This is a genomic window from Kosakonia sp. HypNH10 (assembly GCF_029850615.1).
Lineage (GTDB): Bacteria > Pseudomonadota > Gammaproteobacteria > Enterobacterales > Enterobacteriaceae > Kosakonia > Kosakonia cowanii.
In genome coordinates, this window is sequence record NZ_JAOTIU010000002.1 from 19,025 (window position 1) to 33,893 (window position 14,869).

The 14,869-nt window shown below is 58.5% G+C and carries 13 protein-coding genes; 9 read left to right on the forward strand and 4 right to left on the reverse strand.

The genetic code is table 11. From position 1 onward, the window contains the following. Window positions 1-12 precede the first annotated feature (12 nt). From lepB to acpS, 6 genes are all read left to right on the forward strand, one after another. Window positions 13-987, forward strand: a complete 975-nt coding sequence (gene lepB / locus N7V53_RS06325) for a signal peptidase I (protein ID WP_023481224.1) — start codon at window positions 13-15, stop codon at window positions 985-987. Window positions 988-1,195: 208 nt separating this feature from the next. After that, complete coding sequence (rnc, locus tag N7V53_RS06330; RefSeq protein ID WP_023481207.1) at window positions 1,196-1,876, forward strand: ribonuclease III; 681 nt, start codon at window positions 1,196-1,198, stop codon at window positions 1,874-1,876. Continuing rightward, entirely contained in the window at window positions 1,873-2,784 is a 912-nt protein-coding gene (gene era / locus N7V53_RS06335) for a GTPase Era (protein WP_279792774.1), read from the forward strand. Before rnc ends, era begins: the two co-directional genes overlap by 4 nt. A 10-nt stretch (window positions 2,785-2,794) precedes the next feature. Beyond that, entirely contained in the window at window positions 2,795-3,502 is a 708-nt protein-coding gene (gene recO, locus N7V53_RS06340; RefSeq protein WP_023481189.1) for a DNA repair protein RecO, read from the forward strand. A gap of 65 nt (window positions 3,503-3,567) precedes the next feature. After that, window positions 3,568-4,299, forward strand: a complete 732-nt coding sequence (gene pdxJ / locus N7V53_RS06345; protein ID WP_023481260.1) for a pyridoxine 5'-phosphate synthase — start codon at window positions 3,568-3,570, stop codon at window positions 4,297-4,299. Continuing rightward, entirely contained in the window at window positions 4,299-4,679 is a 381-nt protein-coding gene (gene acpS / locus N7V53_RS06350; RefSeq protein WP_023481234.1) for a holo-ACP synthase, read from the forward strand. Before pdxJ ends, acpS begins: the two co-directional genes overlap by 1 nt. Here acpS and N7V53_RS06355 read toward each other — a convergent pair. From N7V53_RS06355 to N7V53_RS06365, 3 genes are all read right to left on the reverse strand, one after another. Then, entirely contained in the window at window positions 4,676-4,936 is a 261-nt protein-coding gene (locus N7V53_RS06355; protein ID WP_023481171.1) for a YfhL family 4Fe-4S dicluster ferredoxin, read from the reverse strand. The two genes, acpS and N7V53_RS06355, sit on opposite strands and share 4 nt — an antisense overlap. A 56-nt stretch (window positions 4,937-4,992) precedes the next feature. Then, entirely contained in the window at window positions 4,993-5,841 is an 849-nt protein-coding gene (locus N7V53_RS06360; protein ID WP_023481181.1) for a MurR/RpiR family transcriptional regulator, read from the reverse strand. Window positions 5,842-5,976: 135 nt separating this feature from the next. Next, entirely contained in the window at window positions 5,977-7,233 is a 1,257-nt protein-coding gene (locus tag N7V53_RS06365; RefSeq protein ID WP_279792775.1) for an MFS transporter, read from the reverse strand. Between the two features lie 166 nt (window positions 7,234-7,399). Between N7V53_RS06365 and yfhb the strand changes: the two genes are divergently transcribed. Beyond that, window positions 7,400-8,035, forward strand: coding sequence for a phosphatidylglycerophosphatase C (gene yfhb / locus N7V53_RS06370; RefSeq protein ID WP_034813854.1), 636 nt, complete (start codon window positions 7,400-7,402; stop codon window positions 8,033-8,035). A 60-nt stretch (window positions 8,036-8,095) separates the two neighbouring features. Next, the gene (tadA, locus tag N7V53_RS06375; RefSeq protein WP_023481272.1) at window positions 8,096-8,590 is read left to right on the forward strand and encodes a tRNA adenosine(34) deaminase TadA; all 495 of its coding nucleotides are present in this window, start codon (window positions 8,096-8,098) and stop codon (window positions 8,588-8,590) included. Between the two features lie 178 nt (window positions 8,591-8,768). Here tadA and mltF read toward each other — a convergent pair whose 3' ends face one another. Then, a complete protein-coding gene (gene mltF / locus N7V53_RS06380; protein WP_094421602.1) occupies window positions 8,769-10,319 on the reverse strand; it encodes a membrane-bound lytic murein transglycosylase MltF in 1,551 nt (516 codons plus the stop codon). Window positions 10,320-10,590: 271 nt separating this feature from the next. On the opposite strand from mltF, the gene purL reads away from it, so the two are divergent. Next, the gene (gene purL, locus N7V53_RS06385) at window positions 10,591-14,478 is read left to right on the forward strand and encodes a phosphoribosylformylglycinamidine synthase (protein WP_279792776.1); all 3,888 of its coding nucleotides are present in this window, start codon (window positions 10,591-10,593) and stop codon (window positions 14,476-14,478) included. Window positions 14,479-14,869 lie beyond the last annotated feature (391 nt).

The following is a 14,869-nucleotide window of genomic DNA, read 5'->3' on the forward strand; positions in this document are numbered from 1 at the left end:
AAAGGAGTTGGCATGGCGAACATGTTTGCCCTGATCCTGGTGATCGCGACGCTGGTGACGGGTTTTTTATGGTGCCTGGATAAATTTATTTTTGCACCGAAACGCCGGGAGCGTCAGGCCGCTGCGCAGGCAGCGACGGGCGATGCGCTTGATGCGAAGACGCTGAAAAAAGTTGGCCCGAAACCGGGCTGGCTGGAGACGGGCGCCTCGGTTTTCCCGGTGCTGGCGATTGTGCTGGTGGTGCGTTCATTTATCTATGAACCCTTCCAGATCCCGTCAGGCTCGATGATGCCAACGCTTCTGATCGGCGATTTTATTCTGGTGGAGAAGTTTGCCTACGGCATTAAAGATCCTATCTACCAGAAAACGCTGATCGAAACCGGTCATCCGAAACGTGGCGACATCGCGGTGTTTAAGTATCCGGACGATCCGCGCCTCGATTACATCAAGCGCGTGGTCGGCCTGCCGGGCGATAAAGTGAGCTACGATCCGGTGACGAAACAGGTTACCGTGCAGCCCAATTGCAGTTCCGGTCAGGCGTGCGGTAACGCGCTGCCTGTCACCTACAGCAATGTGGAAGAGAGCGATTTTGTGCAGACCTTTGGCCGTCGTAACGGCGGCGAAGCGAGCAGCGGCTTCTTCCAGATGGCGAAAGGGCAGAGCATGGCAGACGGCGTGCGTCTCACCGAGCGTAAAGAGACGCTGGGCGACGTCACGCACCGTATTCTCAACGTGCCTATCGCGCAGGATCAGCTCGGTATTTACTACCGTCAGCAGAACCAGCCGCTGGCTACCTGGATTGTGCCGCCGGGTCACTACTTTATGATGGGTGACAACCGCGATAACAGCGCGGACAGCCGCTACTGGGGCTTTGTGCCGGAAGCGAATCTGGTTGGACGTGCGACGGCAATCTGGATGAGTTTCGAAAAACAGGAAGGTGAATGGCCGACAGGCGTGCGCCTGAATCGTATCGGCGGAATTCATTGATTCAGCGGGGCGTAATTATTCTTGTTGCGCCCCGAATTATTTCCAGGATTATTCCCTTCTTACTAACGACATCCCTCCTCGTTGCGTATAGAATATTCCCCCGAAGTTTAAGGCTGGCCCTTCGGGTGCCACAGCACACGAAACCGCGTTGGTTCTTCAGGTCGGTTTCGTGTGCTGCATTGTTGACGCATTTATTTATTGGTAACGCATGAACCCCATCGTAATTAATCGGCTTCAGCGGAAGCTGGGCTACACTTTTCAACATCACGATCTGTTGCAGCAGGCTTTAACTCACCGCAGCGCCAGTAGCAAACATAACGAGCGTCTCGAATTTCTCGGCGACTCGATTTTAAGTTTTGTGATCGCCAATGCCCTCTATCACCGTTTTCCACGCGTGGATGAAGGGGATATGAGCCGCATGCGCGCCACGCTGGTACGCGGCAATACGCTGGCAGAAATCGCCCGCGAATTTGAGTTGGGCGAGTGCCTGCGCCTTGGCCCGGGTGAGTTGAAAAGCGGCGGCTTTCGCCGTGAATCGATTTTAGCGGATACCGTAGAGGCATTGATCGGCGGGGTATTCCTGGATAGCGACATCCAGACCGTTGAGCGATTGATCCTCAGCTGGTATCAGACGCGCCTCGACGAAATCAGTCCTGGCGATAAACAAAAAGATCCGAAAACGCGCCTGCAGGAGTTCTTGCAGGGTCGCCATCTGCCGCTGCCCTCCTATCTGGTGGTGCAGGTGCGGGGCGAAGCGCACGATCAGGAATTTACTATCCACTGCCAGGTCAGCGGCCTGAGCGAACCGGTGGTTGGCACGGGTTCCAGCCGTCGTAAGGCGGAGCAGGCTGCCGCCGAACAGGCGCTGAAAAAACTGGAGTTGGAATGAGCACTGAAACTGAAAACACCTATTGCGGATTTATCGCCATCGTTGGACGTCCCAACGTCGGCAAATCCACACTGCTGAACAAGCTGCTCGGGCAGAAGATCTCGATCACCTCCCGTAAAGCACAAACTACGCGCCACCGTATCGTCGGCATCCATACCGAAGGGGCTTATCAGGCGGTCTACGTCGATACCCCGGGTCTGCATATGGAAGAGAAGCGCGCGATCAACCGCCTGATGAACAAAGCGGCCAGCAGCTCTATCGGCGACGTTGAGCTGGTGATCTTCGTCGTTGAAGGCACCCGCTGGACGGCGGATGACGAAATGGTGCTGAACAAGCTGCGTGACGCTCGTGCACCGGTGATCCTTGCGGTGAACAAAGTGGACAACGTGCAGGAGAAAGCCGATCTGCTGCCGCACCTGCAGTTCCTCGCAAGCCAGATGAACTTCCTCGACATCGTGCCGCTCTCTGCGGAAACCGGCATGAACGTTGATACCATCGCCAGCGTCGTGCGCAAACATCTGCCGGAAGCGATTCACCACTTCCCGGAAGATTACGTCACCGACCGCTCACAGCGTTTTATGGCTTCTGAAATCATCCGTGAAAAGCTGATGCGTTTCCTTGGCGCAGAGCTGCCATACTCCGTCACCGTAGAGATTGAGCGCTTTGTTACCAACGAGCGCGGCGGGTATGACATCAACGGCCTCATCCTCGTTGAGCGCGAAGGGCAGAAGAAGATGGTGATTGGCAACAAAGGCGCCAAAATCAAAACCATCGGCACCGAAGCCCGTAAAGATATGGAAGAGATGTTCGAAGCCAAAGTTCACCTTGAACTGTGGGTCAAAGTGAAATCGGGCTGGGCCGATGACGAGCGCGCGCTGCGCAGTCTCGGTTATGTCGACGATCTCTGAGTAACACCGGATGGAGGGATGGCAGCGTGCCTTCGTTCTTCATAGCCGTCCCTGGAGCGAAACCAGCTTAATGCTGGACGTCTTCACGGAAGAGTCCGGTCGTGTGCGCCTGGTTGCCAAAGGCGCACGCTCCAAACGTTCCAACCTCAAAGGCGCTTTGCAGCCCTTTACCCCTCTGCTGGTGCGCTTTGGCGGGCGCGGCGAAGTCAAAACCCTGCGCAGTGCTGAAGCGGTCTCGCTGGCGCTACCGCTAAGCGGCATTACCCTTTACAGCGGTCTCTACGTCAATGAACTCATCTCCCGTGTGCTGGAGCATGAGACGCGTTTCTCCGAACTCTTTTTTGATTATCTGCACTGTATCCAGGCGCTGGCCGGCGTTAGTGGCTCACCAGAGCCGGTGCTGCGCCGTTTTGAGCTGGCGCTGCTCGGCCATCTCGGTTACGGCGTCGATTTTCTGCACTGTGCGGGCAGCGGCGAGGCGGTGGAAGATGGCATGACCTATCGCTACCGCGAAGAGAAGGGCTTTATCGCCAGCGTCGTGGTCGACAACACCACCTTCACCGGGCGACACTTACGCGCGCTCTCCGAGCGGGAGTTTCCGGACAGCGACACGCTGCGCGCCGCAAAGCGCTTTACCCGCATCGCCCTGAAGCCGTATCTTGGAGGCAAGCCGCTCAAAAGCCGGGAGTTATTCCGGCAGTTTGTGCCTAAGCGCTAGCGGCAGGATCACAGACCAGGCGGGGCGAAGACCGCGCCGGAAATTTTGCGAAACTGAGGATTGTCATGGCTGAATTACTGTTGGGCGTAAACATCGATCACATTGCCACTCTGCGCAACGCGCGCGGCACCGCTTACCCGGATCCGGTGCAGGCGGCGTTTATTGCCGAGCAGGCGGGTGCCGATGGGATTACCGTCCATCTGCGTGAAGATCGTCGCCATATTACCGACAGAGACGTGCGTATCCTGCGCCAGACGCTGCACACGCGCATGAACCTTGAAATGGCTGTTACCGACGAGATGCTGGCGATTGCCTGCGAAACGAAGCCGCACTTCTGCTGCCTGGTGCCGGAAAAGCGCCAGGAAGTGACCACCGAAGGCGGGCTGGACGTGGCCGGTCAGCGCGACAAAATGCGCGATGCCTGCCAGCGCCTGGCACAAGCGGGTATTCTGGTGTCGCTGTTTATCGATGCCGATAACGCGCAGATCCAGGCCGCGGCGGAAGTGGGCGCGCCTTATATCGAAATCCACACCGGCTGTTACGCCGATGCTGAAAACGAGGCCGCGCAGGCGAAAGAGCTGGAGCGCATCGCCAACGCCGCGACCTATGCCGCCAGCCTCGGGCTGAAAGTGAACGCCGGTCACGGTCTGACTTACCACAACGTTAAAGCGATCGCCGCGCTGCCAGAGATGCATGAGCTGAATATTGGACACGCAATTATTGGCCGTGCGGTAATGAGCGGCCTGAAAGAGGCGGTGGCAGAGATGAAACGTTTGATGCTGGAAGCGCGCGCATAATGGCTATCTTAGGACTGGGCACCGATATCGTTGAGATCGCACGCATTGAAGCGGTGGTCGCCCGCAGCGGCGATCGGCTGGCGAAGCGCGTGCTCAGCCCTAATGAATGGGCGCTCTACGAGGCGCACCAGCAGCCGGTGCGCTTTCTCGCCAAACGCTTTGCAGTGAAAGAGGCGGCGGCAAAAGCGCTCGGCACCGGCATTCGCAACGGGCTGGCGTTCAATCAGTTCGAAGTGTTTAACGATGAGCTTGGGAAACCGAGCCTGCGCCTGTGGGGTGAAGCTGAGCGGCTGGCAGAGCGGATGGGCGTGCGGTCAATGCACGTCACGCTGGCAGATGAGCGCCACTACGCTTGTGCAACGGTGATTATCGAGAGTTAAATTTTGTCAGAGTGATGCAGCAGCACAAATTTATCCCACAGCTGCTCTTCACTCTCTTGATGTGCCGGATCTTTCAGGATGGTATTGGGGATCGGGCACACTTTCTGGCAGGTCGGCGTTTCGTAATGGCCCACGCACTCGGTGCAGCGGTCGCTGTTAATCTCATAAATGCTCTCGCCGAGCGAAATCGCCTCATTCGGGCACTCCGGCTCGCACATATCGCAGTTGATGCATTTTTTGGTAATTAACAGCGCCATCAGGAAAATCTCAGAAACAACACAAACAGGGCGGGCATTATACGATGATTGCCTGCTCAAACCAGTTTTTTTACCAGCTCCTCGCTGTGGCGAATACGCTCCGGGGCATGCTCCAGATCCTGCTGAACCAGCGCCATAAAGAGCAGATCCGTCAGCATCATCTGGGCGCTGGTGGAGGAGATCGCCGCGCTGCGCGTTGCCTGCTCTTCCGCAATGGTGTAAAGCGAGTGGGTAGCGCGCTGTTGCAGCGCATTGGGAGTAAAACCGGTGATCGCGAGGATCTTTGCGCCGACGCGTAACGCTTCGTCAGCCGCCAGATTGATCTCACGCCGTTCGCCAGAGTAGGAGACCGGCAGCAGCAGATCGCCCGGCTCCAGCGCCTGCACCGCCGCCAGCAGCGCGTGCATATCCTGCTCAACAATGGCGTTAAGGCCAATCTTCATCAGCTTCCAGCCAAAATTGCGCGCCACCAGGCCTGATGCGCCAATACCGGTCAGCACGATGCGCCGCGATTCGCGCAGCAGGCGCACGCTCTCCAGCAGCTTCTCTTCGCTGTTTACATCCAGCGAGGCGTGCATCGCGCTCTGATACTCTTTAATCAGCTTCTCGCCGACCACGCGCAGGGCGTCATCGCCGCGAATTTTATTATGCACCGGTACGGAGTAGGGGTTGGGGTTGCTGGCCAGCGCTTCGCTGATCGCCAGCTTCATTGCCGGGAAGCCTTTGAACTCCATCTTCTGCGCGAATTTCACCACGCTCGACTGGCTGACACCCGCTTCCGCCGCCAGCTGCTGCGAGCTTAAATGGCGAGCGCGGTCAGGGTTTTCGAGCAGAAATTCCGCCAGCTTTTTATCACTCTGCGCAAGGCCGGGATAGCGCTGGCGAATGCGGATCAAACAGTTCATACGATCTCCGGGGTGTTCACGTAATTCACTGCCTGGTGCATTACGCGGATGAATTAACTATTCCATCCATGGGCGGTGATTATGAATTAAAAATTCTGGCAGCACAAAGTTTCTCCGCGTGGCGTTTGATAGCGATCAACTGGAGAGGCCAGAGCCACTCGCTTTCACCTGTGGCGCGCTCTCGAGACGGCGGATTGCGGGTACCAGACCCGCGCCGATACAGGCGAGGATCACCACCAGCGCCGAGGTGGTTAACACCGTTTCGCTGCCAAAATGCATCGCCAGCGGCCCGGCTGCCAGTTCGCCTACCGGAATGGCAATAAACGATCCCATCGCATCCCAGGCGTAGACCCGCGCCAGCTTCTCCGCCGGAATGTGCGTTTGCAGCGACTGCGCCCACGCCACGCCGAAAAGGCCGAAGACGATGCCGGCGCAAAAGAATGCCGCCATCAGCCAGTGTGCCGGTGCCGCCTGGCCGAGCAGCCAGGTGGGCACGGCGCAAAACGCCATCAGCACCACGCCAATAAAGAGATCGCGCTTAGGCCGCCAGCGCAGCGCAAGGAACGAGCCGACAATCAGACCCACGCTCTGCGCGGCGATAATCAGCCCCCACTGGGTTCGCCCAAAAGCGCTGTCGGCAATTACCGGGCCGAGCACCATTACGATCCCACTGAAGGCGGCATTAATCAGGGTGAACTGCACCACCACCGACCAGACCCAGGGACGGCTGGCGAACTCTTTCCAGCCGTCGCGCAGATCCTGCAGGATATTGCTGGTCGCCTCTGCGGCTTTGATAGTACCGACGCGAATGGCGTAATAGAGCGGTGCCGAAGCGGCAAAGCCGAGCGCATCAATGGCCAGCCCCCAGCCGGGGCCAACTGCGCTGGTCAGGATACCGCCGAGCGAGGCACCGATGACCGTCCCGCTGTAAATTCCAAGTTGCAGTAGCGCATTCGCTTCGCGGCGCAGGTAAACAGGCACCGTTTGCGGCACCAGCGCCGAGGAGGCGGGAAGGGCAATGCCCGCCGCCGCGCCATTAAGCGTGCCAAGCAGGGCAAGCAACATGACGCTGGCCGAGCCGTCGAGCACCAGCCAGGCGACCGCACCCTGTGAAAGAGCGGCGACAAGAGAAGAGAGCACCATCACGCGGCTGCGGGAGTAGCGATCCGCCAGCACGCCGCCAATCAACAAAAAAGCAACGTTAAACAGCGAGCGTGCCGCCACCACCAGGCCAAGATCGGCCGCCGAACCACCAATATCGAGCACCGCGAAAGCCAGCGCGATCGGCGCGATGCCGTTGCCCAGCACGGTAAGAAGTCGGGCAGAAAAGAGGTAGCGAAAGGCAGAGATCTGCAAGGCGCGTCGCGGCGTTGTGCGGGGGGCTGGAGTCATTGTCACCTGTATTAAGTAGGGGAGAAAACGCGTGGCGCGTATTATTGCAGGTATTGATAACAGGCTGTTACCGGAAAAGTGAGGATCTATCTGTTAGGCTAGTTGTAGTGTAATCGCCAAACGGAGCGTCCCGGCGATGGAGCGTTAACCCACAGAGGAATATCTTTTGGCTACCAGTGAACGCCGCGTTGTATTTTTTGACCTTGATGGAACATTACATCAGCAGGATATGTTCGGCACTTTTTTGCGTTATTTGCTGCGACATCATCCGCTCAATGCGCTGCTTGTGCTGCCGCTGTTACCGGTGATTGGTGCCGGGCTGCTGATAAAGGGCCGTGCCGCACGCTGGCCGATGAGCCTGCTGTTATGGGGCTGCACCTTTGGTCACAGCGAACGCCATCTCAACGCCCTGCAGCAGAAATTCGCCGACTGGTTCCGCGGGCACGTCACGGCCTTCCCGGTGGTGCAGACGCGGTTAACCAACTATCTGGCCGCCTCGGATGCGGATATCTGGCTGATCACCGGGTCGCCGCAGTCGTTGGTTGAACAGGTCTATTTCGACACGCCCTGGCTGCCGCGCGTCAATGTTATCGCCAGCCAGATGACCCGAGGCTACGGCGGTTGGGTGCTGACCCTGCGCTGCCTGGGGCATGAGAAAGTCGCGCAATTGGAGCGCAAAATCGGTACGCCGCTGCGTCTCTACAGCGGCTACAGCGACAGTAAACAGGACAACCCGCTGCTCTACTTCTGCCAGCACCGCTGGCGCGTTACGCGTCGTGGCGAACTGCAACAGCTTGAGTAGTGTCGAACGTATTAGGGGTGTGTATAATGCGCCCCGCCTGAATTACTGGAGTTTATACCTTTGTCCAATCCCGAACTGACTCACGAACACTGGATGCGTTATGCGCTGACGCTGGCGAAGCGCGCCTGGGAAGAGGGCGAAGTGCCCGTGGGCGCGGTGCTGGTGCATAACAACCAGGTGATTGGCGAAGGGTGGAACCGCCCGATTGGCCGTCACGATCCCACCGCGCACGCGGAGATTATGGCGCTGCGCCAGGGCGGGCTGGTGCTGCAAAACTACCGGCTGATCGACACCACGCTCTATGTCACGCTGGAGCCCTGCGTGATGTGCGCGGGTGCCATGGTGCACAGCCGCATCGGGCAACTGGTGTTTGGCGCGCGGGATGCGAAAACCGGCGCGGCAGGATCGTTGATGGATGTGCTCCATCACCCGGGAATGAATCATCGGGTCGAGTTTACCGAAGGCGTGCTGCGCGATGAGTGCGCCGCGATGTTAAGCGATTTCTTCCGCCAGCGTCGGCTGGAGAAAAAAGCGCTGAAAACCGGCAACGCCTGATGGCGGCTCCGCCTTATCAGGCATGGGGTGGGGTTGATTGCCTTTGTAGGCCGGATAAGCGCAGCGCCATCCGGCAAACAATGCCTGATGGCGGCTCCGCCTTATCAGGCCTACGGGAGCGGTTACAGTTGGTCGGGCTTTGTAGGCCGGATAAGCGCAGCGCCATCCGGCAACTTAATCAGCGGTTCACTTTCAGTTGCAGCGTATCCTGCGGTAAAACCGAGTGGTGACCAAACGCCTCGTCGACGGTCAGCGCGCTGAAGGGCAAGACGCCATAGGTTGGCTGGTCAAGCTCGGCACTCGACACCGCCGGGTAGCTCTGCGCCAGCTTGAGCGTTGCGGCGAGCGCCTTCTCTTTCTCCAGCAGGTAACCCACCAGGCTAATCTCATATTTGCGGATATTCTCCACGTAGGCATACGCCTGATACCCGCGGGCATAGCCGTAGCGTAATTTGCTGTAGTAGGCCTTCTGGCTTAACAGCGGCAGGCGCTGTTTCACATCGGCCCAGCTATCCGGATTGCCTTTGGTCTTCACCGTCAGCGCACGGGCATCAAGCATATGCGCATAACCCATGTTGTAGGCCGCCAGCGCATACCAGATCTTCTCATCCTGCGGCACGCTGTCCGGCACTTTGCTCATCATATCCTGCAAGTAGCGCGCGCCGCCGCTGATGCTCTGCTCGGCATCGGTTCTGTCGCTCAGCCCGAGGCTCTGCGCCGTATTGCGGGTCAACATCATTAGCCCGCGTACGCCCGTCGGGGAGGTGGCCTGCGTGTCCCAGTGGGACTCCTGATAGGAAATTGCCGCTAACAGCTTCCAGTCGATCTGCTGCGCATACTTCTCAAACAGCGGCTGCAACTCTGGCAGCACGCTATCAACGGCGCGTAAAAAGGCGCGGGTATCAACATAATCAAAGCCATCGCCATGCCCGAGATACTTCTCTTCGAGCCTCGCGAGGATCCCCTCGCCATTAATGGTGTTGAAGAAGTCGAGCATCGCCGCCGAGAGCGTATTGTCGTCGTCGCGCTTGCTAAACCAGGTGACGGGCTGTTCATCAGAGATATCGAGCGCCACCGCCAGCTCCGGGTGAACGCGCTGGAAGAGGCTGATCGCCACCGAATCGGCGACGGTATAGCTCAGTTTGCCGTCGACCACTTGCTGGAGCAGGGAGGTAGTGCCGAGTTTTTCATCCACCTTCCAACTGAGATTGGGGTACTTCTTCTCTTTTATCTCGCGCAGATCGTCCAGCGCGACATGCCCGGGCGCAATGGTCAACTGGCTCTCATTCACTTCCGCCAGCGTACGTGGGCGATAGCTGCCGACGCGATAGACAAGTTGTTGAGAAACGGAGTAGTAGACCGGCCCGGTCTGGTAGCTTTTGACGCGCTCATTGTTATAGACCAGCCCGGCGGCGAGCATATCGGCGTTGTCGTGATCGAGGTCGTCAAACAGCTGGCTGATGTTCTGGCGCACGGTGATTTTAAGCTTCACGCCGAGGTAGTCGGCAAACTGTTGCGCCAGCTCGTAATCGAGGCCGTAATTTTTGCCGTTGATAGAGGTGTAAGTAAGCGGCGTCGAAATGGTACTGACGCGCAGCTCCCCGCGCGCCTGGATAGCCGCGATGCGGTTATCGGCTTTGCCAAACCAGGGGACTGATGGCCACAGCGCCGCTGCCAGCAGCAGGGTGACAATGCCGATGAGCAGATAATTAATCTGAAATCTTTTCAAGGAGTTAATTCTCTGCGCCGTACTTTGCCTCAAAAGGTTTTCGCAATCACAGCAAGGGGATTGCTGCTGATTTAGCGGCATTCTGCGTAACTAAACGGCAGTTGGCAACAAATTACAGCATTCGGCCACAGCTATTGCTAAAAATCGCCGCCGTTTTTTATTTCCACGCAAACGGTTTCGTCGGGCGTCAGGATTCTCTATAATGACGCCCGTTTTCCCTGGTGCACACTTTAAGCGTCCCCGACGCTTCGTAATCGAAGACGAGAGACTTATGATGGAAATTCTGCGTGGTTCGCCTGCCCTGTCCGCATTCCGTATTAACAAACTGCTGGCGCGGTTTCAGGCCACCAACCTGCCGGTGAGCAATATTTATGCCGAATATACTCACTTTGCCGACCTTAACGCGGCGCTCACCGAAGAAGAGTACGCCCGGCTCCAGCGCCTGCTGAAATATGGCCCAAGCCTTAGCAGCCACACCCCAACCGGAAAATTACTGCTCGTCACTCCTCGTCCCGGCACCATCTCTCCCTGGGCATCCAAAGCTACCGACATCGCCCACAACTGCGGTCTGGAAAAGATCAACCGCCTTGAGCGCGGCGTGGCGTACTACGTTGAAGCCGCCAGCCTGACCGACGCCCAGTGGCAAGAGGTGGCTGCGCAGCTGCATGACCGCATGATGGAGAGCGTATTTAACGCTGAAGCGGACGCCGCGCGCCTGTTTGAACACCACCAGCCCGCGCCGGTACAGAGCGTGGATCTGCTGGATGAAGGCCGCCAGGCGTTGATTGACGCCAACCTGCGTCTCGGCCTCGCGCTGGCGGAAGATGAGATCGATTACCTGCACGACGCCTTTACGCGCCTGGGGCGCAACCCGAACGATATCGAACTCTATATGTTCGCCCAGGCGAACTCGGAGCACTGCCGTCACAAAATCTTCAACGCCGACTGGGTGATTGATGGGCAGCCGCAGCCGAAGTCGCTGTTCAAAATGATTAAAAACACCTTCGAAAAGACGCCGGACTTTGTGCTCTCAGCCTACAAAGATAACGCGGCGGTGATGGAAGGTTCCGCGGTTGGTCGTTTCTACGCCGATCGCGCTGAAGGTCGCTACGATTTCCACCAGGAGCCGACCCATATTTTGATGAAGGTGGAGACGCACAACCACCCGACCGCCATTTCACCGTGGCCGGGCGCGGCAACCGGCTCCGGCGGCGAGATCCGCGATGAGGGCGCGACCGGGCGCGGCGCGAAGCCGAAAGCGGGCCTGGTTGGTTTCTCCGTTTCTAACCTGCGTATTCCCGGCTTCGAGCAGCCGTGGGAAGAGGATTTCGGCAAGCCGGAGCGCATCGTTACCGCGCTCGATATCATGACCGACGGCCCGCTGGGCGGCGCGGCATTCAACAACGAATTTGGCCGTCCGGCGCTGAATGGCTACTTCCGTACCTATGAAGAGAAGGTCAACAGCCACAACGGCGAAGAGCTGCGCGGTTACCACAAGCCGATCATGCTGGCAGGCGGGATCGGCAACATCCGTGAAGATCATGTGCAGAAGGGCGAGATCGTGGTTGGCGCTAAGCTGATCGTTCTCGGCGGCCCGGCGATGAATATCGGTCTCGGCGGCGGCGCGGCCTCGTCAATGGCGTCCGGTCAGTCCGATGCCGATCTCGACTTCGCCTCGGTTCAACGCGACAACCCGGAGATGGAGCGTCGTTGCCAGGAGGTGATTGACCGCTGCTGGCAGCTGGGTGAAGCCAACCCGATCCTCTTTATTCACGATGTCGGCGCGGGCGGTCTCTCTAACGCCATGCCGGAGCTGGTGAGCGACGGCGGTCGCGGCGGCCGTTTCGAGCTGCGCGATATTCTCAGCGACGAACCGGGCATGAGCCCGCTGGAGATTTGGTGTAACGAATCCCAGGAGCGCTACGTGCTGGCGGTAGCGGCGGATCAACTGCCGCTGTTCGACGAACTCTGCCGCCGCGAGCGAGCGCCTTATGCGGTGATTGGCGACGCGACCGAAGAGCAGCACTTAACGCTGAACGACAGCCACTTCGACAACCAGCCAATCGATATGCCGCTGGATGTGCTGCTTGGCAAAACGCCGAAGATGACGCGCGATGTCGCGACGCGCCAGGCGACCGGCGACAGCTTCAACACTCACGGTATTACCGTGGCTGACGCGGTAAACCGCGTGCTGCACCTGCCGACCGTAGCGGAGAAAACTTTTCTTGTCACCATCGGCGACCGTACGGTCACCGGCATGGTGGCGCGCGATCAGATGGTCGGCCCGTGGCAGATCCCGGTTGCCAACTGCGCGGTGACCACCGCCAGCCTGGACAGCTACTACGGTGAAGCGATGGCGCTTGGCGAACGCGCTCCGGTGGCGCTGCTGGACTTTGCCGCCTCGGCGCGGCTGGCAGTCGGCGAAGCGTTGACCAACATCGCGGCGACGCACATCGGCGATATCAAACGCATCAAACTCTCCGCCAACTGGATGGCCGCTGCTGGTCACCCGGGTGAAGACGCCGGTCTCTACGCGGCGGTGAAAGCGGTGGGCGAAGAGCTGTGTCCGGCGCTCGGTCTGACCATTCCGGTGGGTAAAGACTCGATGTCGATGAAGACCCGCTGGCAGGAGGGGAGCGAGCAGCGCGAAATGACCTCGCCGCTGTCGCTGGTGATCACCGCCTTTGCCCGCGTTGAAGATGTGCGCCATACCGTGACGCCGCAGCTCTCCACCGACGACAACGCCCTGCTGTTAATCGACCTCGGCAAGGGCAGTAACGCGCTCGGCGCAACGGCGCTGGCGCAGGTTTACCGCCAGCTGGGTGACAAACCGGCGGACGTGCGTAACGTTGAGCAGCTGAAAGGCTTCTATGACGCGATTCAGGCGCTGGTGGCAGAGAGAAAACTGCTGGCCTACCACGACCGCTCCGACGGCGGCCTGCTGGTGACGCTGGCAGAGATGGCCTTTACCGGCCACTGCGGCGTGAATGTCGATATCGCCGCGCTGGGCAACGATCGTCTGGCGGCGCTGTTTAATGAAGAGCTGGGCGCGGTGATTCAGGTGCGCGCAGCCGACCGCGAGGCGGTTGAGAGCGTGCTGGCGGCCTACGGTTTAAGCGATGTTGTGCACTATCTTGGCCGTGCGGTCGAAGGCGATCGCTTTGTGATTGAAGCGGACGGGCAGCCGGTGTTCAGTGAAAGCCGCACCACGCTGCGTATGTGGTGGGCGGAAACCACCTGGCAGATGCAGCGCCTGCGCGATAACCCGGAGTGCGCGGATCAGGAGCACGAGGCGAAAGCCAACGACAGCGATCCGGGCCTCAACGTCAAACTGACGTTTGATATCAATGAGGATATCGCGGCACCGTTTATTGCCACCGGCGCGCGACCGAAAGTCGCTGTGCTGCGTGAGCAGGGCGTCAACTCCCACGTTGAGATGGCAGCGGCATTCCATCGCGCCGGTTTTGACGCGGTTGATGTCCACATGAGCGATCTGCTGGCCGGGCGCAGCGGGCTGGAGAACTTCCACGCGCTGGTCGCCTGCGGCGGCTTCTCTTATGGCGACGTGCTGGGCGCGGGCGAAGGCTGGGCAAAATCGATCCTCTTTAATGAGCGTGTGCGCGACGAGTTCGAAACCTTCTTCCACCGTCCGCAAACCCTGGCGCTGGGTGTCTGTAACGGCTGCCAGATGATGTCGAACCTGCGTGAGTTGATTCCGGGCAGCGAACTGTGGCCGCGCTTTGTGCGTAACCACTCCGATCGCTTCGAGGCGCGTTTCAGCCTGGTGGAAGTAACGCAAAGCCCGTCACTGCTGCTCAATGGCATGGTCGGGTCGCATATGCCTATCGCCGTCTCGCACGGGGAAGGGCGTGTCGAAGTGCGTGATGCCGCCCATCTGGCACAGCTCGAAAGCAAAGGGCTGGTGGCGCTGCGCTATGTCGATAACAACGGCAGCGTGACCGAGCGCTACCCGGCGAACCCGAACGGCTCGCCGAACGGTATTACCGCCGTGACCAGCGAAAGCGGGCGCGTCACTATCATGATGCCGCACCCGGAGCGTGTTTTCCGTACCGTTGCCAACTCCTGGCACCCGGAAAACTGGGGCGAAGACAGCCCGTGGATGCGTATCTTCCGCAATGCGCGTAAGCAGCTCGGCTAATCCAGTACGGCAGTAAAACAGGCCCTCTTCCTTAACCGGGAAGAGGGCTTTTTTGATCAGGCGTTAAAAGTGTCGGCTTTTCCCGACATCAGAGGATTATCACTGTCTCTAAAAGGAGACATTTATATCATTGATTTTAATAGCGATAATTTATGAGCCGAGGGAGTGTTGCTAAATAGCGACAGGGCGATGAAATGTTGCACACTTCACAAAAACCGAAAATAATAATAAATATCATGATAATCAACAGGTTAAAATATTGTGTGGCAACCTGGCATAATACGTGCATAATTATAGCCAGTGGCTCATTCACCCTCTTATGTCAGCCCCTTCGGGACGCGCTACATAAACTTTCGAATGACGCACTTAAAGGTGCCTGCCGTCCACCTGC